Origin of the sequence: Cellulophaga baltica, assembly GCF_900102165.1 — a bacterium.
GTDB lineage: Bacteria > Bacteroidota > Bacteroidia > Flavobacteriales > Flavobacteriaceae > Cellulophaga > Cellulophaga baltica.
Map to the genome: position 1 here is coordinate 139,372 of NZ_FNBD01000007.1, position 20,601 is coordinate 159,972.

At 34.5% G+C, this 20,601-nt stretch carries 20 protein-coding genes; 12 read left to right on the forward strand and 8 right to left on the reverse strand.

Going from position 1 to position 20,601, the window contains the following annotated elements; all coding sequences use genetic code 11:
* Nucleotides 1-11: 11 nt before the first annotated feature.
* The 8 genes from BLQ19_RS13245 to BLQ19_RS13280 form a co-directional block, all read right to left on the reverse strand.
* Nucleotides 12-1,202 (reverse strand): molybdopterin molybdotransferase MoeA, encoded by a 1,191-nt coding sequence (locus BLQ19_RS13245; protein WP_025614573.1) that lies wholly within the window; start codon nt 1,200-1,202, stop codon nt 12-14.
* Nucleotides 1,199-1,975, reverse strand: coding sequence for a sulfite exporter TauE/SafE family protein (locus tag BLQ19_RS13250; protein WP_025614572.1), 777 nt, complete (start codon nt 1,973-1,975; stop codon nt 1,199-1,201). The genes BLQ19_RS13245 and BLQ19_RS13250 overlap by 4 nt, the downstream gene beginning before the upstream one ends.
* The gene (locus BLQ19_RS13255; protein ID WP_074538666.1) at nt 1,962-3,032 is read right to left on the reverse strand and encodes a HesA/MoeB/ThiF family protein; all 1,071 of its coding nucleotides are present in this window, start codon (nt 3,030-3,032) and stop codon (nt 1,962-1,964) included. Before BLQ19_RS13255 ends, BLQ19_RS13250 begins: the two co-directional genes overlap by 14 nt.
* Nucleotides 3,032-3,625: a molybdenum cofactor guanylyltransferase gene (gene mobA / locus BLQ19_RS13260; RefSeq protein WP_074538667.1), complete on the reverse strand. Its 594-nt coding sequence runs from the start codon at nt 3,623-3,625 to the stop codon at nt 3,032-3,034. Before mobA ends, BLQ19_RS13255 begins: the two co-directional genes overlap by 1 nt.
* Nucleotides 3,609-4,082: a cyclic pyranopterin monophosphate synthase MoaC gene (gene moaC / locus BLQ19_RS13265; protein WP_024480025.1), complete on the reverse strand. Its 474-nt coding sequence runs from the start codon at nt 4,080-4,082 to the stop codon at nt 3,609-3,611. Before moaC ends, mobA begins: the two co-directional genes overlap by 17 nt.
* Nucleotides 4,082-5,065, reverse strand: coding sequence for a GTP 3',8-cyclase MoaA (gene moaA / locus BLQ19_RS13270; RefSeq protein ID WP_074538668.1), 984 nt, complete (start codon nt 5,063-5,065; stop codon nt 4,082-4,084). Before moaA ends, moaC begins: the two co-directional genes overlap by 1 nt.
* Before the next feature lie 76 nt (nt 5,066-5,141).
* Nucleotides 5,142-5,384 carry a MoaD/ThiS family protein gene (locus tag BLQ19_RS13275; protein WP_029445882.1) on the reverse strand — a complete coding sequence of 81 codons (243 nt, stop codon included), beginning with the start codon at nt 5,382-5,384 and terminating at the stop codon, nt 5,142-5,144.
* Nucleotides 5,385-5,457: 73 nt separating this feature from the next.
* On the reverse strand, nt 5,458-6,270 hold the full coding sequence (locus BLQ19_RS13280; RefSeq protein WP_074538669.1) for a DUF6503 family protein: 813 nt from the start codon (nt 6,268-6,270) through the stop codon (nt 5,458-5,460).
* 146 nt (nt 6,271-6,416) lie between these two features.
* Here BLQ19_RS13280 and BLQ19_RS13285 point away from each other — a divergent pair, with 146 nt between their 5' ends.
* The 12 genes from BLQ19_RS13285 (at nt 6,417) to BLQ19_RS13340 (ending at nt 20,517) form a co-directional block, all read left to right on the forward strand.
* Complete coding sequence (locus BLQ19_RS13285; RefSeq protein WP_025614566.1) at nt 6,417-7,226, forward strand: TrmH family RNA methyltransferase; 810 nt, start codon at nt 6,417-6,419, stop codon at nt 7,224-7,226.
* 28 nt (nt 7,227-7,254) lie between these two features.
* Entirely contained in the window at nt 7,255-8,487 is a 1,233-nt protein-coding gene (locus tag BLQ19_RS13290; RefSeq protein ID WP_024480020.1) for a M48 family metallopeptidase, read from the forward strand.
* A 44-nt stretch (nt 8,488-8,531) separates the two neighbouring features.
* Nucleotides 8,532-10,736 carry a RelA/SpoT family protein gene (locus BLQ19_RS13295; protein ID WP_024480019.1) on the forward strand — a complete coding sequence of 735 codons (2,205 nt, stop codon included), beginning with the start codon at nt 8,532-8,534 and terminating at the stop codon, nt 10,734-10,736.
* A 43-nt stretch (nt 10,737-10,779) separates the two neighbouring features.
* Nucleotides 10,780-11,247 carry a Fur family transcriptional regulator gene (locus tag BLQ19_RS13300; protein ID WP_024480018.1) on the forward strand — a complete coding sequence of 156 codons (468 nt, stop codon included), beginning with the start codon at nt 10,780-10,782 and terminating at the stop codon, nt 11,245-11,247.
* Between the two features lie 12 nt (nt 11,248-11,259).
* A complete protein-coding gene (locus BLQ19_RS13305; RefSeq protein ID WP_024480017.1) occupies nt 11,260-12,531 on the forward strand; it encodes an adenylosuccinate synthase in 1,272 nt (423 codons plus the stop codon).
* Between the two features lie 127 nt (nt 12,532-12,658).
* Nucleotides 12,659-13,198 carry a hypothetical protein gene (locus tag BLQ19_RS13310; protein ID WP_074538670.1) on the forward strand — a complete coding sequence of 180 codons (540 nt, stop codon included), beginning with the start codon at nt 12,659-12,661 and terminating at the stop codon, nt 13,196-13,198.
* 140 nt (nt 13,199-13,338) lie between these two features.
* On the forward strand, nt 13,339-15,141 hold the full coding sequence (locus tag BLQ19_RS13315) for an OstA-like protein (protein ID WP_083332250.1): 1,803 nt from the start codon (nt 13,339-13,341) through the stop codon (nt 15,139-15,141).
* 4 nt (nt 15,142-15,145) lie between these two features.
* Nucleotides 15,146-16,321, forward strand: a complete 1,176-nt coding sequence (locus tag BLQ19_RS13320; protein WP_074538671.1) for an aspartate aminotransferase family protein — start codon at nt 15,146-15,148, stop codon at nt 16,319-16,321.
* Nucleotides 16,322-16,420: 99 nt separating this feature from the next.
* Nucleotides 16,421-17,821, forward strand: a complete 1,401-nt coding sequence (locus BLQ19_RS13325) for a tetratricopeptide repeat protein (protein ID WP_074538672.1) — start codon at nt 16,421-16,423, stop codon at nt 17,819-17,821.
* A gap of 26 nt (nt 17,822-17,847) precedes the next feature.
* Complete coding sequence (locus BLQ19_RS13330; protein ID WP_074538673.1) at nt 17,848-18,765, forward strand: polyprenyl-phosphate transporter; 918 nt, start codon at nt 17,848-17,850, stop codon at nt 18,763-18,765.
* A gap of 11 nt (nt 18,766-18,776) precedes the next feature.
* Complete coding sequence (locus tag BLQ19_RS13335) at nt 18,777-19,787, forward strand: DUF368 domain-containing protein (protein ID WP_074538674.1); 1,011 nt, start codon at nt 18,777-18,779, stop codon at nt 19,785-19,787.
* Nucleotides 19,768-20,517, forward strand: coding sequence for a shikimate dehydrogenase family protein (locus BLQ19_RS13340; protein WP_074538675.1), 750 nt, complete (start codon nt 19,768-19,770; stop codon nt 20,515-20,517). Before BLQ19_RS13335 ends, BLQ19_RS13340 begins: the two co-directional genes overlap by 20 nt.
* Nucleotides 20,518-20,601 lie beyond the last annotated feature (84 nt).

Here is a 20,601-nt window from a genome sequence, read left to right on the forward strand (position 1 = left end):
CTTTTTCTATTTTATTTGGAAGGTATGAAATGAACTTGTGCCCCTTTTTCATAGTTAGCCTCTCCTGGAGGTAAACAAACAAAACCATCTATTTCTGCTAAGGAAGTTAAATCTCCTGATCCATTATTTGCAACAGTTTTAGCCAATAATGTTGCACCATCCCATTCTAAAACTGCAGGAATATATAGGGTAAGTATCGGATGTTTCTCTACATCGTTCTTCAAAACAACAAAACGATCTCTAACACCCAATCCCATAGAGTTTTTTAACCATGGAGCGAAATACACACAGTAATTAGAAAACGTAGAAACAGGGTTACCTGGAAAAGAAAAGACCATAGCGTTATATTCTTCATGAACACCAAACCAAAAAGGTTTCCCTGGGCGTTGTAGTACTTTATGAAAAACTTTCTCTACCCCCAATTCATCCATTACTTCAGGAATAAAATCAAATTTCCCCTTAGAGACACCGCCACTTAAAAGTAAGACATCATATTCTGTGAGTGCTTTTAAAACAGCCGCCTGTATTACTTCTTTGTTATCGTTTAAATGCAAATGTGTAGCCGTAATATTTTCTTTCTGCAAAGCTGCCTTTAAAGACAACACATTAGAAGTACGGATTTGATGTGGTTTGGGAATTTCTGAAACAGGAACCAACTCATCTCCCGTAGAAATAACACAAACTGTAGGTGTTTTTTGTACGACTACAGATGCTTTACCTACTGAGGCCAAAATACCAATCTCAGCAGGAGAAATTCTTATCCCTTTTTCTAGTAAAACAGTCCCTTCTTTTTTATCACTTCCTTGAAGATGTATGTTTTGACCTTTTACCGGCTCCGTATGCACTGTAGCATAACCATCCTTAATCTCTATATCTTCATACATGACTATCGTATCTGCATACGCTGGAACCACAGCCCCTGTCATAATTTCCAAACAAGACTTTGGGTTTTCTAATTTCTGTTGCGCTAAACCGGCACCAATAATGCCCTCAATTTTAAATACTTGCTCATTAGTTTCAAAGGCACTATGCTGTAGTGCTATACCATCTTTCGTAGACCTATTAAAAGGTGGGAAATCTCTATCGGCATAAATTGTTTCTGCTAACACACAATTTACACTTTCCATAAGCGGTACAGATACCGTCCCAAAATCTTTTGTGTATAACATTACGCGTCTAAATGCCTCTTCATATGTAATCATAGTACGTTCAATCCATTTTTAAGTAAAACTCGTATTCCAACAACAAAAACTAATAATGCTGTTAAGCGCTTTATATTGTTGGGAGTTAATTTTTTTAAACTTAATCGTATTCCTAATTGCCCTCCAAGATAAACTGCGATTATTAAGAGAATCGTTTCTTTCCAAGGCAAGGCTATCGTTCCGCTATTTAATACTCCAAGCAATCCTGAAATAGAATTTACTAAAATAAAAAAACTAGCCAGTGCTGCTATTTTTAATGCTGTATTCCATTTGAAATGATTTAATACGGGCGCCAAAAATATACCACCACCAATACCCACCAATCCTGAAAGAAAACCAATAGCTCCTCCCATAATATAATTGAAATAGGTAGGATACTTTTTTACATCTTGAGCCGCTCTCTTTTTCATAAAAGTTTGGCCCGCCAAAGCTAAAGCAGAAAGCACTAAGGATATCCCTAAGATTATAAAAAAAACGTGCTCATTCAACTTAAATGATGCTCCAATAAATGCCAGTGGAATACTCGTAATAACAAATGGAATAAAATCTTTGATTTTTGCATGACCATGCTTAAAGTACAAATAACTACTACCACTTACCACTACCAAATTACAAATGAGTGCAATAGATCTTATCGCGAAAAAACTAGGCAAAAATAAGGTCAATAGCGCTAAGTAACTAGATCCGCCACCAAAACCAACTGAAGAATACAAAGTGGCAACAATAAAAAATCCTAAACAAAGCAGTAAAAGTTCTGTATTATCTAAGAGCATATCTATTTAATTTATTCATACCGCCGTCAACATTTATAAGTGTAGCATTTGGCTTAAAGGCGCCAATTAATTGTATAGCTTTCTGACTCCTAATCCCTGATTGGCAGATAACATAAATATCTTTTGAATAATTAATAGCTTCTAGCTTACGTTCTAAAGCTGATAAAGGAATATGTATGGCTTCTTCTAAATGAAATTGTTGGTATTCCGCATCAGTACGGACATCTATTACTTGAAGGTCTTCTTTTTTTAAAAGTTCAGTTAATTCTTGGGAAGTAATTGCACTCCCGCCTATTTCACAACTAAACTCATAAGAATCTTTCAAATGTATAATAGCGTCGTTTCCTGCTACTTTCTTGAAATTTATTTTCCGATAGTTTTGAGACAACCCATCAAATAGTAAAAATTTACCTGAGAGCGCTTCACCAATTCCGGTGATAACTTTTACAACCTCTAAGGCCTGTAAGTTTCCTATAATTCCAGGTACTACTCCTAGAACCCCGTTTTCATTACAATTAGGAATCTCTGCCGGATTTGGCATTGTTGGAAAAATACATCTGTATGTTGGTCCGTCTTCAAAATTAAATACACTTACCTGTCCTTCAAAGCTATGTAAAGCGCCATATACAAATGGTTTTTTAAGAATAACACAAGCATCATTTACTAAATAACGGGTAGGAAAATTATCTGACGCATCTAAAACAACATCATAAGCAGCAATTATAGCCAACGCATTTTCTGTTGAAAGAAAAGTATGGTGTGGTATTAAATTGGTTGCTGAATTTTGAGCCTGCAATTTTTTGATAAGAGAACTTACTTTAGATTCCCCTACTTCATTTTCGTAATAACTCACTTGCCGATGTAAATTAGACAAGCTTACCACATCACTATCTACAATCCCTAAAGTGCCCACACCCATAGCATTTAAATAGGTTAATGCAGGAACACCTAAACCACCAGCTCCAATTACTAAAACCTTAGCTTCAGAAAGCTTCTTTTGTGCTTCTAAACCAAATTCTTTTAATTGTGTTTGTCGGGTATAGCGTTCTAAATTCATCACTTTGCTACAATTTTTAATGCTTCCTCATATTCTGAGACTGAATTGGCGTTAAGGAGTACCTTTTCATCCGAAGGAAAAACAAGGCTAACATCATTGCGAATCAAAAACTTTCGAGGACAACTACCTTCTCCAGAATTCATATAGTCTACCGCGGCCTTTAAACCTTCTGCTTCCCACAATGCACACAGAGGTTCTGGTAATGGGTTTTCTTTTAAGGCAAAAGACGTGGCTAATTTTGTGGTATCTCTAGCTTGTATGAGTTCTTTTAATGCCTTAACATCTATTAAGGGCAAATCACAAGCTAAGACCAACCAAGCTACTTTGGGGTATTTTTTGTGTGCTGATAAGATTCCGTTAAACGGACCTTTAAATTTATTCTCGTCTGTAATTATTTGAAAATTTTCTGGAATCGTGGCTGCTTGATCTTCTCGTATGCTCAAGAAAGTTGCATCACAAACCTCTTCCAACAATTTATAAATATAATCACGTTGTGGAATGCCGTGATAAGTAATTAAACCTTTATCTGTTCCCATTCGGGTACTTTTACCTCCAGAAAGCACCAATCCGTAAAGCTTATCTATTGAAGTCATTCTTCCCTCCCGTTTTTTTAGCAAGTTGCACATCAGTAATGGTGATATCTTGAGATAATGCTTTACACATATCATAAATAGTTAAGGCACTTACAGAAACTCCTGTTAGTGCTTCCATCTCTACTCCTGTGCGCTCATTACATTTTACCGTGCACGATATATGTAAACTTGTACCTATTGGCTGAATATCAATAGCTATTTTAGATAAGGCTATTTGATGGCAAAGCGGTATTAGATCAGAAGTTCTTTTTACGGCTTGTATCCCGGCAATAACTGCGGTTTGAATAATACTCCCTTTTTTACCTAAAAAATCTTGAGCAGAAAGTGTGTGGAATACTTCCTGCGGAAAAACGACTTTTCCGGTCGCTATCGCTATTCGTGCTGTAATTTCTTTTTGAGAAACATCAACCATAGTTGCGTTTCCTGAATCATCTATATGTGATAATTTGTTTTCCATTATCCTCCTATTGAAGTCATAGAGTTTGAAAAAACTCCTTTATATTGTTCTTGTGCTTCAAAACCAGTTTTAGCTCTACTGCCCACTGCTTTTAAAATAGCCTCTTTTACATTTTCTTCTGAATTTTCTGCCCGAAGCGCCGTAATTAAATTAGCACTTGCTTTAGCATACAAACACGTAATGACATCTCCCGTTGCCGAAATTCTTAAACGATTACAAGACCCACAAAAGGTTCTTGTAAAAGAAGGAATAACCCCAAAGGTACCCGCAAAACCAGGAATCTTATAATTCATAGATGTAGAAGTTTTTGGCGATTCTAAGAGGTAATAATCTGGATACGCTTCTGCGATATGAGCCAAAATCTTTTTGTAATCCCAAGTGATGGCGCTAAACTCTTTTGAACCTCCGTTAAACGGCATTTCTTCTAAGTAACGAACACAAACATTATAATGTTTCGCTAAATCTAACATCGGAATAATATCATCAATATTTTGCCCTTCTAAGGCAATACAATTAATCCGTACATTAAACCCTTCAGTGATTAAACGGATGATATTTTCATAGACAATATCATATTGTTTGCGTCGGGTAATTTTTTCAAAAACATCTTTAGTAATAGCGTCCATGCTTACATTGATATTTTTAATTCTCAAGGTTTTTAATTCTGAAATATACGGTGCTATTACGGTGGCATTTGTTGTTATAGAAATATCCTCCAAAGCATCCATTTTAGAAAGTTCTCGAAGCAAAACCATTAAATCTTTACGAACAAAAGGTTCCCCTCCAGTAATTCTAATTTTGGTGATGCCTTGAGACACTAGAATTCTGCTCAGTGTAATTAATTCCTCTATAGTAAAAAGTTTATCGTTCTCCGCAAAATTTATTCCTTCAGACGGCATACAGTAATTACAGCGTAAATTGCAACGGTCTGTAACCGCTAAACGCAGGTAATTAATAGTTCTATTGTGATTGTCTACCAACATAAGCCAAGGATGCTATAAAACACCAACTAATTTAAACGTTAAAAAATAAAATAACCTTACTAACACCGCTAAAAAACTAGCCCCCACTTACTGGTGGTATTATGGCAATTTCATCGGTTGAATGTAACAAAGCATTCTCTTCTGCGTACTCACTATTTATAGCAATAGCCAGAGAAGATAGGGTACCAAATTCTGGAAACAAAACAACCAAAACATCCTTTAACTCTTTTACGGTTGAGGGGTGTTTTGGTTGTGCAGGAACTTCAAATTCAGAAGCTCCAATAATGTCTTTTGCTATCCCGAATAATAAAACTTTCATTATAATACTTTTGAAGCAGAAAGTTACGGATAATCACTCGCAATAAAAATCCTAAGCTGTTATATTTTTGAGATTACTTACGGGTAACGTAGATAGCAGATTCTGGCTTAGCATAATAGCCATTTTCCATTCCTTTTTCAGAAAGGGTCGCATTTTCAAAAACTACCGTTTTAGCAACATCCATAATCTTATTTCCTTCGGCTTTATGCCAAGAGATAGATTTTGGTAATTTTAATCCTGAAACCTCGGTCCAATCATTATAATTAATCCAACTAATTTTATCAGATTTCTCTCCTGTCCTATAGGTAACGGTATACCCTAACCAAGCCATTTGATTTGTTGTTGGGTCATAATGCAAATAGTAATTATCTTTTGGAGAGGTGCCTACGCCTTGATCAAAGCTTACTTTTATTCCAGGATAAGAAACACCGTCTACTTCCAATGTTTCTGTTTCAGAATAATTAATTCCTTTATCTGCTAATACAAATGGCATCGCATAGAAATAAAAATATAAGTTTTTATAAAAAACAGCGTCACCTTTAAAATTATTTTCAGGATCTAAGACCCACGTTTTATCACCTTCATTACCCCTTTCTACTTCCTCCGAAACTACCTTTTCATTTCTAGTATGTAAATCAATGGTATAGTGTTCAAATCCTTTATCATTTGGTTTAACAAAAGTTAAGGTCTTTTGAGCTCTCCATGTAGCAATACCGCCATGTGCCTCTAAAACTTTCATGAAATCTTCTGGATACTCCTCCTTACTTTCTGTTGAAGAAACTTCTTCTATAGTTTCTTTTACCGGTTCAGAAATTTGCTCTTTCTTTTTTGAGTCTTTACACGAAAAAAGGAGCGTTACAACTAACGAAATAAGTACTAAGCGCATATTATGTATTTTATGGATTGAACTGCTGAGTCGGTAAAAACATATGTTCATTACAAGTGTTGCCGAAAATAATAGCTTTAATTTACCGCAAATTAACTTAATACATTTTAAGGTCGATATATTAAGATTAGTTTATTTTTGCAGTAATGAATTCAACCAAACATATTAGCAGTCTTCAAAATGCGCTCATTAAAAATGTTTTAGTCTTAAAAGACAAATCAAGAGAGCGTAAAAAAACAGGGAGCTTTTTATTAGAAGGCATACGCGAATTTGAATTAGCACTTAAAGGTAATTATAGCATTGAAACTATATTTTATGCCGAAGATTTATTTTCGGAAACTAAAATTGAAGCTTTAATAGCATCTTTGAGTCCACAACCAGAACTCATTAGTGTTTCTAAAGAAGTATATCAAAAAATTGCCTACCGTGAAACCACAGAAGGAATTATTGCCATCGCTAAAGCTAAAGTTCATCAATTAAGTGAATTAAAATTTAAAAATAAAAATCCCTTAATTCTAATTGCAGAAGCACCAGAAAAACCTGGTAATATTGGCGCTCTATTAAGGACTGCAGACGCTGCAAACCTTGATGCTGTAATTATTGCAAATCCAAAAACCGACTTATACAATCCTAATATTATACGGTCAAGTGTAGGTTGTGTTTTTACAAATGCTATTGCCATGGGCAACACCACGGAAATTATTGCGTTTTTAAAACAGAATAACATTAATATTTTCTGTGCTGCATTAACTGCATCAAAAGTATATACCCATGTTAGTTACAAAACTTCTGCTGCCATCGTGGTTGGTACGGAAGCAACAGGACTATCTAATGAATGGCTAGAAAATGCTACGCAGAACATCATTATTCCTATGGAAGGAGAAATAGACTCTATGAATGTTTCTGTTTCTGCGGCTATCGTAATTTTTGAAGCCAAAAGGCAACGAAGTTTGTAAAAACCAACGCTAACAACCAACATACAAAATGACATCCGACGTATTATTTTACCTCATCATTGCCATTGTAAGTCTTCAATTTATACTTGAAACCTCATTAGATTTTTTAAATGCTAAGCGTTACAAAGATCCTATTCCTGAAGAATTACATGATGTTTTTGATACCGAAGAATACCAAAAATCTCAAGACTACAAAGAAACTAATTATAAATTTGGACTAATAACTTCTAGTTTTTCGTTAGTACTAACCTTATCGTTTTTAATTTTTGGCGGTTTTAAGTATTTAGATACCATAGCAAGATCTTTCTCTGACAACACAATTGTTATTGCTCTAATCTTTTTTGGAATTATAATGATAGGGAGTGATCTTATCACCACACCGTTTAGTTACTATTCTACGTTTGTTATTGAGGAGAAATTTGGATTTAACAAATCTACCCTTAAATTATTTATTCTTGACAAATTAAAAGGATGGGCAATGACCATTGTTATAGGAGGAATAGTCATCGCTCTGTTTATTTCATTTTACAATTGGGCAGGTACAAATTTCTGGATCTATGCTTGGGGCTTTATGGCCGTATTTGCGCTAGTCATGAATCTTTTTTACAGTAAATTAATTGTACCCTTATTTAACAAACAAACGCCTTTAGAGGAAGGTTCCTTAAAAACTAAGATTGAAACCTACGCACAGAAAGTAGGTTTTGAACTCAAAAATATATTTGTGATTGATGGCTCCAAAAGATCTACAAAAGCGAATGCTTACTTCTCTGGTTTTGGCAGGGAAAAAAGAGTAACTTTATATGACACCTTAATTAACGATTTAAATGAAGACGAGATTGTGGCTGTTTTAGCCCATGAAGTAGGCCATTACAAACGCAAACATATTATCTTTAACTTAATTAGCAGTATCTTATTAACAGGATTTACGCTATTTGTACTATCCTTTTTTGTGAACACACCCGAAGTTTCTTTAGCTATTGGCGTGAGTGTTCCTAGTTTTCATGCTGCATTAATTGGTTTCGGAATTTTATACAGTCCTATTTCAGAAATTACTGGTTTGGTGATGAATATTCTATCTAGGAAATTTGAATACCAAGCAGATGATTTTGCGAAAAATACATTTTCGGCTACTCCATTAATCACCTCTTTAAAAAAATTATCAAAAAATAGTTTAAGTAATCTCACCCCCCACCCTGCTTATGTTTTTATGCATTATTCACATCCACCATTAATAGCCCGAATTAAAAACCTAAAGGCATAATTTTTGTAGGATAGTTAAACGGATTGTATTAAATTTAAGAGATGATGACAGAAGCTGATATAGAAAAAGAAAATAAACAGATTGCGAAGCAGTACAAGGAATTGCTCCGTATCAGTTATCAAACGCTTACCGATGAAGATAAAAAACTTATAAGGACGGCATTTGACACTGCTGTTGACGCCCATAAAGATCAGCGTAGAAAATCTGGCGAAGCTTATATCTTTCATCCTATTGCTGTGGCTAAAATTGTAGCTTCTGAAATTGGTTTAGACGCTGTTTCAATTGCTTCTGCGCTACTACATGATGTGGTAGAAGATACAGAATACACTTTGGATGATATTGAACGTATGTTCGGAGAAAGTGTTGCTCGTATTGTAGACGGACTTACTAAAATTGCTCACCTGAAAAAAGATATGAACATATCTCAGCAGGCAGAAAATTTTAGAAAGATGTTATTAACGCTTAATGATGACATCCGTGTAATCATTATTAAAATTGCAGACCGGTACCACAATATGCTTACGATGGATTCGATGCCAGAGTATAAGCAAGTAAAAATAGCTTCAGAAACACTCTATATCTACGCCCCATTAGCACATAGAATTGGGCTCTATAATATTAAAACGGAGCTCGAAGACTTAAGTTTAAAGTATACGGAGCCTGAAGTTTACAATGATATCCTTGGCAAAATTGAAGAAACCAAGGAAGAGCAAAAACAATATATTGAAGATTTCTCTGGCGTTATTAGTGATTCTTTAGACAAAGAAGGACTGAACTACACCATTAAAGGAAGAATGAAATCTATTTATTCGATCCGTAAGAAGATGGTTGCGCAAAGCGTTACCTTCGATGAAATCTATGACAAATTTGCGATTCGGATTATCTATAAATCAGACAAACCGAATGAAAAGTTTTTAGCATGGAAAATTTATTCTATTGTAACAGATCACTTTACACCAAATCCTGTGCGCTTAAGAGATTGGATTTCATCGCCTAAATCTACGGGATATGAAGCCTTGCACATCACGGTAATGGGTCCTATGGGTAAATGGGTAGAAGTACAAATTAGAAGTGAACGCATGCATGAAATTGCAGAAAAAGGGTATGCTGCACACTATAAATACAAGCATGGCAATCAAAAAGAAATAGGTATTGAAGATTGGCTTAATAAGCTACAAGAAGCATTAGAAAATGCAAATACGAATGCTGTAGATTTTGTAGAAGAATTTAAGTTAAATTTATATTCAAAAGAAATTTTTGTATTTACCCCTAAGGGAGAGTTAAAATCGCTCCCTAAAAACTCAACACCTCTAGATTTTGCATTTAATATTCATACAGAGGTAGGTATGCACACCCGTGGTGCAAAGGTTAATGGCAAATTAGTACCTTTAAACACCACATTAAACAGTGGTGATCAAGTAGAAATAATTACTTCAGAAAATGCACATCCTAATCAAAGTTGGCTAGATTACGCTACAACAGCACGTGCTAGAGCTAAAATAAAATCTACGCTACGCGAGGAAAAAAAGAGTGTAGCCTTAGAGGGTAAAGAAATTTTACGAAGAAAATTAAAGTCACAAAAAATTAATTTCTCTGAAGACACCATTAATAAAATGGTCTTATACTTTAAGCTTAAAACAAGCTTAGATTTATTTTACAGAGTAGGTATTGGCGCCATAGACAATCAGAAGATAAAAGAATATAGTGCCTCTGATAGTAATGCATTTATTAACTTTTTTAAGAATAGAATTCGTAGGCCACAGACTTTAGAAGATGTAGATAAAGACGAGATTACTTCTAAATATGATTTACTTGTTTTTGGCAAAGAAGAAGAGAAATTGCCGTACAAAATGTCTCCTTGCTGTAATCCTATTCCAGGAGATGATGTGTTTGGATTTCTAAGTATTAATGAAGGTATTAAGGTACATGCAAAAACATGTCCTAATGCCATATCACTTCAGTCTAACTATGCATACCGAATCATAAGTGCAAAATGGATAGATTCTAGTCAACAAGAATTTACCGCAGAAATTAACCTTACAGGTATTGATAATTTAGGCCTAGTGAGCAGCATTACAGAGGTTATTTCTGGGAATATGCACGTGAACATGCGCAACATAAATTTCAGCACAGATGGCGGTACGTTTAAAGGAAAAATAACGGTAGTGGTTAAGAATAATGAAATATTAAAAAAACTTATCAACAATTTAAAGGGCATTAACGGTATAGACAAAGTAACTAGAATTTAAATTTTAGCTGTACATTTGCAACCTGAATGATGCAAAAGTTCTTATGAGCAATAACAAGAACCAAGACATCGTAAAAAATGTCTTTACAAAATTTTTAGAAGAAAACGGGCACCGGAAGACACCTGAACGATACGCTATACTCCAAGAAATTTACGATAGCGAAGAACATTTTGATATTGAGAGTTTGTACATCAATATGAAAAATAAAAACTATCGGGTAAGTCGTGCTACACTATACAACACCATAGAACTTTTATTGGACTGTAAACTGGTACGTAAGCACCAGTTTGGAAAGAATCAAGCACAATATGAGAAATCATATTTTGATCGCCAACATGATCATGTAATTCTTACAGATACCGGCGAAGTTATGGAGTTTTGCGATCCTCGTATTCAATCTATCAAAAAGACTATAGAAGAAGTATTTGATATCTCAATAACAAATCATTCGCTTTATTTCTATGGCACAAAAAACAAAGCAGAAAACAACGACGATAATAAAAACAACTAACCAAATACACTAATGGCTGTAGATTTACTACTTGGGCTTCAATGGGGAGACGAAGGAAAAGGAAAAATTGTTGATGTACTTACTCAAGATTACGACATAATAGCGCGTTTTCAAGGGGGTCCAAACGCAGGACACACTTTAGAATTTGATGGTATCAAACATGTTTTGCATACGATACCTTCAGGAATATTTCATAAAGGTGCAATGAATATAGTTGGAAATGGAGTGGTAATAGACCCTGTCATTTTTCAAAAAGAATTAGATAACTTAAAGCAATTTAATCTTGATATTAAATCGATTTTATTAATATCAAGAAAAGCACATTTAATTTTACCTACACACCGTTTGCTTGATGCAGCTTCTGAAACAGCTAAAGGAAAAGCAAAAATTGGTTCTACACTAAAAGGTATTGGTCCAACATATATGGATAAAACCGGTAGAAACGGAATGCGTGTTGGTGATTTAGAATTTTCTGATTGGAAAGAAAAATATAGAATTCTTGCTGATAAGCATGAAGCTATGATTGGTTTTTACAATGTAGACATACAATATGATTTACCTGAGTTAGAAGCAGAATTTTTTAAGGCTGTAGAAGCTTTAAAAGAACTTACTTTTATTGATAGTGAAGAATATTTATTTAAAGCACAAAAAGAAGGTAAAAAAATATTAGCAGAAGGGGCACAAGGATCGCTGTTAGATATTGATTTTGGAACCTATCCGTTTGTAACTTCTTCTAACACAACAGCAGCAGGTGCATGTACTGGTTTAGGAGTTGCTCCTAATCAAATTGGCGATGTTAAAGGTATTTTTAAAGCATATACTACCCGTGTAGGTAGCGGACCATTCCCTACGGAATTGTTTGATGCCGATGGAGAAACTATGGGTAGAGTTGGTAATGAGTTTGGTGCTACCACTGGTAGAGCAAGACGTTGCGGATGGCTAGATTTAGTGGCTTTAAAATATGCTGTTCAAATTAATGGCGTTACAGAATTAATGATGATGAAAGGCGATGTGCTTAGTGGTTTTAAAAAACTAAAAGTATGTACTTCTTATAATTACAAAGGAGAGACTATCACTCATTTACCGTATAATATTGAAGCAGAAAACTTAACTCCTATCTACAAAGAGATGGAGGGTTGGAATGAAGATTTGACAAAAATGACTTCTGAAGATCAATTCCCTAAAGCTTTGAATGAATATATTTTATTTTTAGAGAAGGAATTAGAAGTGCCTATAAAAATAGTTTCAGTTGGTCCAGATAGGACACAAACAATACACAGATAAATTTAAAAGCCACTTTCGAGTGGCTTTTTTTATACCTAGTCCTCTACAAACGTATATAGTTCTAATTAAAATCTCTATATTAGATTAAATAGGACTAGAGATAGCCTATCACTAAAAATTCAATAAAATGAAGCTTTCAATTAAATTCATATGCATCATACTTTTCTTATCTTATGGTCACTGTAAGGGGCAAGAAAAGACACATGTTGAAAATGAAGTTATAGTATCTTTTATTAATGATATCCTAAAAAGTGACTCGTTAGATCTTCCACAGTTCTATGCCTATACCGACGTTCATAAATCCTCGAAAGGAAATCCCAAATTTGAGTTCTTAATACCATTTGTTGTGGATCAATTAAGAACAAGTAGTTCCACAAAAGAGATAACCAAGAGCCAAGTAGTATCGTATAAAGAGGCTCTTATTTTATTTAAAGGAACGAGTTCAGAAGAACGATTAAACAATATTCATTACTCAAATACTGATTTTATCTATTTCTGGATATTCTCAGATGACATACAAAAAGGGGAGTTTTTAATGTTTATTATCAAAAATGACAAAATAATCTCTTTTTTCCCATATTCACACATCACCGATAGACAAAAAATTGTTCCGTTTTTATTGAATAAAAAGCATAAAGAAGAAGATTTTATATTAATAAAAGCTTAATTATTGAATATTCAATTAGCCTTTCATACTAAAACAACCTCTAGATAGTTTTATTTATTTCGCAGCCGTTAGACTATAATAGTGGGGGAAATACTAAATTTATGCTAATCGGCTTTTGCCTGTATTAAAAATCCCTATTTTTGAGCAAAATTTTAAACCTAGTGCAAAAACTCTTTGTTTTATTTTTAGTCCTATTTAGTTCAGCCTTAAGTTTTGCACAGCAAGACACACTTGCTGAAAACAAGCAAATAAATATTGTTTACGGTGGTACCTTTACTAAAGATGAAGCTAAATATCCTGGCGCTTCCATATTTAGTATGGATGACAGACAGGTGCAATTTGAGCACCAAGGAGCCGATTTATGGTGCGATTATGCTATATTTCATCAGAAGGAAAACCGATTGAAAGCAGTAGGTAATATACGTCTTCAACAAGGAGATTCTGTTCAAATGACCAGTGGCAAAGTAGATTATGATGGAAATACAAAGCTTGCCAAAGCATGGCAAAATGTAATTTTAGAACAAAACCCTGGAATGCGATTAGAAACGGATACCCTACGTTTTGATCGTGAGAAGCAAGAAGCATACTATAAAGATTTTGGTACGGTCATAGATTCTACCAATACCCTTACCAGCCAGATTGGTCGCTATTACATGGAAACAAAAAAATATCAGTTTCTAGATAGCGTGCATATAGACAACCCTGAATACAAAGTAGATTCTAAACAGCTTGATTATTATACTTCTTCTAAGAACGCCTATATGTACGGACCTTCTACCGTAACAGGTAAAACCTACAAAATTTATTGTGAGCGTGGCTTTTATGATACCAAGGTAGAGAGTGGTTACGGAATTAAGAACACACGAATAGATTATAACAACAGAATAATTGTTGGAGATAGCGTTTATTTCAACAAAGCCAAGGAATATGCTTCTGCAACTAATAACATTACCATTACAGACACGATAAATAATGGCATTATTCGCGCACATTATGCCGAGGTATTTAAAGCTAAAGATTCTGTTTTTGCAACAAAAAGAGCAGTAGCCATTAGTTTGGTAGAAAAAGATTCGCTTTACATACATGGAGACACTTTAATGATCACCGGGAAACCGGAAAAGAGAATCATGCGCGCTTTTAAAAATGCTAAATTTTACAAAACTGATTTAAGCGGAAAAGCAGATTCTATTCATGTAGAAGAAATTACCGGCTTAACACAATTGATTGGAAAAAAAATCCCGAAGGATACCAAAGAAATAAATTGGCCAAAATATTACCCCGTGATATGGAATGGCGAAAATCAAATGACTGGAGATAGTATTCATTTGATATCAGACCTTGAAACCGAAAAATTAGATTCTCTAAAAGTGATAAAAAATGCTTTTATAGTTTCTTTTGACACCATAGGAAAAACAGGATACAACCAAGCAAAAGGAATAGATCTTTACGGGAAATTTCTTGAGAACACTTTAGATGAAGTAGACTTGATAGGAAATACCGAAGTTGTTTACTGGATGTATAATGACGACCAAGAACTAATTGGAATCAATAAAACCATCTGTAGTAAAATCAACATCACTTTTGTAAATAATGATGTTGAAGACCTTACCTTCTATGTAGATCCTGATGGTGATATTTTTCCTGAGAAAGATTTAGAAGAAGAGTTAAGAATTTTGAAAGGAATGGTTTGGCGCGGCGATGAACGTATTTTAACTAAAGATGATATCTTTGATGAAGATGATAACAACATCAAGCTCGTGGTTATTCAAGGAATAGAAAACCCTATTGACATTGATGCAGAGGAAGAGCAACGCAGTAAAAATGCATCAGATCCTGTAAATAATTTACCCACGAATGTTGCTAGCCCATCGCCTAGCAGCAAAGCTGTGGTCACCAAAAGTAAGTCTAGCAAAATTAAAGCTGCTGATAAAAAGTCTAATTAAAGGTATGAAAGAAGACTTTTACAAACATCAAACTCAAACAACGCCACACCCTCTAGCCTTAGAAGTTTCTCATGCTAAAGGAAGTTACATCTATGATACGGACGGCAACGCACATTTAGATTTTGTAGCTGGAGTCTCCGCTTGTAGTTTGGGACACTGTCATCCAAGAGTATCACAGGCTATAAAAGATCAGGTAGACCTTTATGCACATGTAATGGTTTACGGGGAATACATTCAAAAACCTGCTGTAGCATATACCACCCTCCTAGCCTCATTACTTCCTGAAAGTCTTGAAACCACCTATTTAGTTAATTCAGGTACCGAGGCTATTGAAGGAGCTTTAAAATTAGCGCGAAGAGCAACAGGCAGAACAGAGATTTTTGCAGCTACACATGCCTATCATGGCAATACCATGGGAAGTTTAAGTGTAATGGGCTATGAAGAACGAAAAAGTGCATTCAGACCCTTATTACCAGATGTTCGGTTTTTACAGTTTAATGATGAATCCGCTATTGCAGCCATCACCGAAAAAACCGCTGGTGTTATTCTAGAAACGATTCAAGGAGGAGCGGGATTTATTGTTCCTGAAAATAATTTCTTAACAAAAATTAGAAAACGCTGCTCGGAAGTAGGCGCACTACTCATATTAGACGAAATACAACCTGGTTTTGGTAGAACAGGAAAATTGTTTGCTTTTGAACATTATAATTGCATTCCGGATATCTTAGTGATAGGAAAAGGGATGGCAGGCGGTTTACCTGTAGGTGCATTTGTAGCATCACGCAGCTTGATGCAAACACTACAGGACGCTCCAAAATTAGGCCACATTACTACTTTTGGAGGTAATCCCGTAATTGCAGCAGCATGTTTGGCTACTTTACGTGAGATTACTGAAACAAATTTAATTGCAGATACTTTAGAAAAAGAAAGGCTTTTTAGAACCTTATTACAGCACAAATTAATTAAAGAAATTAGAGGAAAGGGATTAATGCTCGCTCTAATTGTTGAAGACTTAGAAGTCGCAAACCATTTAATACTAACTGCTGCCAAAGAAAAACTAATTCTTTTTTGGCTATTGTTTGAGCCTAAAGCAGTACGTATTTCTCCACCGCTAACCATTTCCAATCAGGAGATTACAGCAGGTTGCCAACAAATTATATCCATTTTAAATCAGTATTAAACTTATTTTGTTAACTATTTTGTTAATAATACGGAAGGTTTATCTCCGTAAAAATAAGCTGTATGTACTATATTTAAATTATTAGAAAAAAAAAGGCCTATGGCATTAGATGCAGAAGAAAGACCAAGCCAACCTATTACCAAGTTTGAATCCATGTTAAAGACAGATGATGTCTATTTTTTTGACTCGGAAGATTTTGAGGATATTATTCATCATTATCTAAACAATGGAAAAATTGCGTTGGCAAAGAAGGCTATTAAGATTGGCTTACAGCAACATCCAGGTGCAATTGAGCTAAAACTTTTGCAAATAGAAGTTTTTGTTTTTGAAAACAAACTTGAAGAAGCTGAAAATATGCTGGATGATTTACAGCAACTAGATCATCGAAATGAAGAAATATACATTCAACGTGCTAATATTTTTTCTAAAAAAGATGATCATATAGGAGCTATAAATTTACTTCAGAAAGCGCTGGACTTAACCGATGATGGTTTTGACATTTATTCCTTGTTAGGAATGGAGTATCTTTTCATGGACGATTTTGAAATGGCCAAAAAGAGCTTCATGAAATGCGTTGAGTTTGATGATGAAGATTATTCTTCCTTATACAACGTAATTTACTGCTTTGAGTTTTTAGAAGATTTTGATGGCGCCATTGTGTATCTTAATGATTATCTAGAGGAAAATCCCTATTCCGAAGTTGCATGGCATCAATTGGGGAAACAGTACTTCTCAAAAAAAATGTACAAGGAAGCTTTAAGTGCCTTTGATTTTGCTATTATTTCAGATGATAGATTTATAGGTGCTTATTTTGAAAAAGGAAAAGTATTAGAAAAACTGGGCCTATACAATGAAGCTATTGATAATTACGAAACTACCATTACTATAGAAGACCCTACTTCTCATGCCTATTTACGTATTGGCAAATGCCATGAAAAATTAGGAAATGAAGAAATGGCGAAATATTATTTCTACCATACGGTTCATGAAGATCCACTTCTTGACAAAGGCTGGTTAGCCATTACCGATTTTTATTACCGTCTAAAAAACTATGACCGAGCGGCTTATTACATCAGTAAAGCCATAAATATTGACAGTGAGAATCCGGTGTATTGGAAAAAAAGCGGTAAAATAAATGCTGCAATTCAACGCTATGACGAGGCAGACTTTGCCTTTAAACAAGCGGTAGACTTTGGTAACTACGAATTAGATACTTGGCTATTATGGGCTTTTGTCAATGAGAAAAATGAAAATTACGAATCTGCTATTGCCATACTCACACAAGGAAAAGAATTTCATCCTGAGGAAGCAGATATTTTATTTGCACTTTCTGGTAATCATAGTTTGTTGGGAGATATTAAAATGGCACGAGATTACGTTACGGAAGCATTAATTTTAAATTCCAAAGGCTTAGAAACTTTTCAAATTAATTACCCAAAATTCTGTGCTACAGATTGGATGCAAAACATATTAGAACAATATAAAAACGATTCCAAATAAAAAAACTATTTTTGTTTTTTTAGCTTATGGAAAATCGCAATTTATTACACTATTTTTTTATCACCTTAAAAGGAATGGCAATGGGTGCTGCAGATGTAGTACCAGGTGTTTCTGGTGGTACCATCGCATTTATTTCTGGAATTTACGAAGAGCTTATAGATTCTATAAACAATGTAGATATTTCGCTTTTTAAAACCTTAAAAACATTGGGTATAAAAAGCTTTTGGAAGCAACTTAACGGAAATTTCTTAGTAGCACTATTTTTAGGAATTGGAATTAGCGTACTTTCTCTTGCGAAAGGAATTAGTTGGTTACTTTTAAACCAACCTGTACTTTTATGGTCTTTCTTTTTTGGCCTTGTAGTTGCTAGTATCTTATTTGTAGGTAAATCTGTTGAAAAATGGAATTTAGCTACTATCGTTATGCTTGTCATTGGCACTGGTATGGCTTATTATATTACTACCCTACCCCCTGCTGAAAATACAGATAGCTTGCCTTTTTTATTTTTATCTGGAGCCTTAGCCATATGTGCCATGATACTACCAGGCATCTCAGGTGCTTTTATCCTCGTACTTTTAGGGTCTTATAAAGTTATTTTAGATGCTGTTCATGAGTATGATTTAAAAATTGTAGCTACCGTTGGTTTAGGTGCAATATTTGGACTATTGAGCTTTGCCAGACTTTTAAAATGGATGTTTAAGCATTATAAGGATATAACCTTAGCCGTACTTACTGGATTTATTTTAGGATCCCTAAATAAAATATGGCCTTGGAAAAAAATACTAGAGACCAAAGTTTTCGGCGACAAAATTATCACGGTATCTGAAGAAAGTGTTTCTCCTTTTTCTTATGAGGGTGATCACCAATTGATGTTTGCTATTATTTTAGCCCTTGTTGGTTTTTCTTTGATATTACTCTTAGAAAAATTAGCCTCTAAAAAGTAAACCGTGTAGTTATGCAAGCACCTAGAACATTTTCAGATAAGTTTTGGCTTGTCATAAAAGGCTTGTGCATGGGTGCCGCAAATAAAGTTCCTGGAGTTTCTGGAGGTATTGTAGCCTTTGTAGGCGGATTTTATGAAGAGTTTATTTATTCACTCCAAAAAGTAAACCTAAAGGCTTTTAAGCTTCTTTTCAACAGTAGATTTAAAAGCTTTTATAGATATATTAATGGTCAGTTCTTAGCTTTATTAATTTTTGGGATGCTAGTGAGTTACTTCAGCATCTCTAAACTTTTAGATTACTTTTTGGAGCGTAAAGAACTCTATGTTTGGTCGGCCTTCTTCGGTATGATCATTGGCTCAATCTATTATATTTCTAAAGATTTCAACCATTGGAATAGGAAGACTATTTCAGCAGGAATATTCGGTTTAATCTTAGGAATTGCCATTAGCTTTCTTAATCCAGCAACGCAAAATGATAATCTAGTTTTTATTTTTTTCTGCGGAATCATAAGTGTTTCAGGTATGACACTTCCTGGATTATCAGGATCATTCATCTTAATTTTACTAGGAAACTATGTCTTGCTATTGGTCGATTCTGTAAATTCTCTTTTTGATACGTTTTCAGAATTTCTACAGGGCGATTTTAGTTTTTATCAAAATGAAAAAAGAGTAAAAACCTTGAAAATATTAGCCGTGTTTACCGCAGGCTCTACAGTAGGCTTAGTAACATTATCACACTTGCTCACCTACTTGCTCAAACATTTTAAACACATTACAACTGCCATCATCATAGGTTTTATTACAGGATCATTAGGCGTTGTTTGGCCTTGGAAAAAAACAATCCTAAAAACAACAGTAGACGGAAGCCTACAGTTAGATTCCAATGGCAATGAAATTATAGTTAATTACAAAAGATATTTACCAGAGATCACGAGTTCAGAAACATGGTGGGCATTTTTATTTGTAGCAGTAGGTATCTTTATATTTTTAGGTTTAGATTGGTATGGAAAACAAAGAAAATAAAATTCGTTTTGGCTTAATAGGAAAAGATATCGATTACTCTTTTTCAAGGGCCTATTTTACTCAGAAATTTAAAGACTTAGAGCTACCTAATTACTCCTACGAAAACTTTGATTTTCAAGACATAAATGAACTTAGCGAGGTTTTAAAAAAGAATACGAATATTAATGGCTTCAACATCACCATACCCTATAAAGAGGAAGTGTTCCCTTTTTTAGCTCTTATTGATGAAAAAGCAAAGGCTATTGGGGCAGTAAACACTATTAAATTTACAAAAGACGGACTAAAAGGATACAATACCGACTATTACGGATTTCAAAAGTCTATAGAACCTTTTATACAACCACATCATAAAAAAGCATTAATCTTAGGAACAGGAGGCGCTTCTAAAGCCATCGCATTTGTGTTTAAAGCGTTGGGAATTGAGTATACTTTTGTTTCTAGAAGAAAAAAAGAGGGGCAATTTACCTACGAGGAACTGAACCAGCAACTAATGGAAGACTATACCGTTCTTGTTAATTGTACGCCCGTTGGAACATTTCCAGCTATTCACGAAAAGCCCGCTTTACCCTATGAATTTATTACAACGAAGCATTTGTTATTTGATTTAATTTATAACCCCGAAAAGACAGCTTTTTTAGTAGCTGGAGAAGCACAAGGGGCACAGATTAAGAATGGCGATAAAATGCTGGAACTACAAGCAGAGAAAGCTTGGGAAATATGGAATAGCTAGCCGCGTGGCTTTTAAAGTTACAATCCATAAATAATTAGATTTTCTACACAACTTTTTTACATTTTTTTTGGTATTCAAGTGGTT

Bases quoted from the DNA above. Each gene is read 5' to 3' on its own strand.
- BLQ19_RS13245 (WP_025614573.1), bottom strand. From the start codon at position 1,202: ATGATTACATATGAAGAGGCATTTAGACGCGTAATGTTATACACAAAA.
- BLQ19_RS13250 (WP_025614572.1), bottom strand. From the start codon at position 1,975: ATGCTCTTAGATAATACAGAACTTTTACTGCTTTGTTTAGGATTTTTT.
- BLQ19_RS13255 (WP_074538666.1), bottom strand. From the start codon at position 3,032: ATGAATTTAGAACGCTATACCCGACAAACACAATTAAAAGAATTTGGT.
- mobA (WP_074538667.1), bottom strand. From the start codon at position 3,625: ATGACTTCAATAGATAAGCTTTACGGATTGGTGCTTTCTGGAGGTAAA.
- moaC (WP_024480025.1), bottom strand. From the start codon at position 4,082: ATGGAAAACAAATTATCACATATAGATGATTCAGGAAACGCAACTATG.
- moaA (WP_074538668.1), bottom strand. From the start codon at position 5,065: ATGTTGGTAGACAATCACAATAGAACTATTAATTACCTGCGTTTAGCG.
- BLQ19_RS13275 (WP_029445882.1), bottom strand. From the start codon at position 5,384: ATGAAAGTTTTATTATTCGGGATAGCAAAAGACATTATTGGAGCTTCT.
- BLQ19_RS13280 (WP_074538669.1), bottom strand. From the start codon at position 6,270: ATGCGCTTAGTACTTATTTCGTTAGTTGTAACGCTCCTTTTTTCGTGT.
- BLQ19_RS13285 (WP_025614566.1), top strand. From the start codon at position 6,417: ATGAATTCAACCAAACATATTAGCAGTCTTCAAAATGCGCTCATTAAA.
- BLQ19_RS13290 (WP_024480020.1), top strand. From the start codon at position 7,255: ATGACATCCGACGTATTATTTTACCTCATCATTGCCATTGTAAGTCTT.
- BLQ19_RS13295 (WP_024480019.1), top strand. From the start codon at position 8,532: ATGACAGAAGCTGATATAGAAAAAGAAAATAAACAGATTGCGAAGCAG.
- BLQ19_RS13300 (WP_024480018.1), top strand. From the start codon at position 10,780: ATGAGCAATAACAAGAACCAAGACATCGTAAAAAATGTCTTTACAAAA.
- BLQ19_RS13305 (WP_024480017.1), top strand. From the start codon at position 11,260: ATGGCTGTAGATTTACTACTTGGGCTTCAATGGGGAGACGAAGGAAAA.
- BLQ19_RS13310 (WP_074538670.1), top strand. From the start codon at position 12,659: ATGAAGCTTTCAATTAAATTCATATGCATCATACTTTTCTTATCTTAT.
- BLQ19_RS13320 (WP_074538671.1), top strand. From the start codon at position 15,146: ATGAAAGAAGACTTTTACAAACATCAAACTCAAACAACGCCACACCCT.
- BLQ19_RS13325 (WP_074538672.1), top strand. From the start codon at position 16,421: ATGGCATTAGATGCAGAAGAAAGACCAAGCCAACCTATTACCAAGTTT.
- BLQ19_RS13330 (WP_074538673.1), top strand. From the start codon at position 17,848: ATGGAAAATCGCAATTTATTACACTATTTTTTTATCACCTTAAAAGGA.
- BLQ19_RS13335 (WP_074538674.1), top strand. From the start codon at position 18,777: ATGCAAGCACCTAGAACATTTTCAGATAAGTTTTGGCTTGTCATAAAA.
- BLQ19_RS13340 (WP_074538675.1), top strand. From the start codon at position 19,768: ATGGAAAACAAAGAAAATAAAATTCGTTTTGGCTTAATAGGAAAAGAT.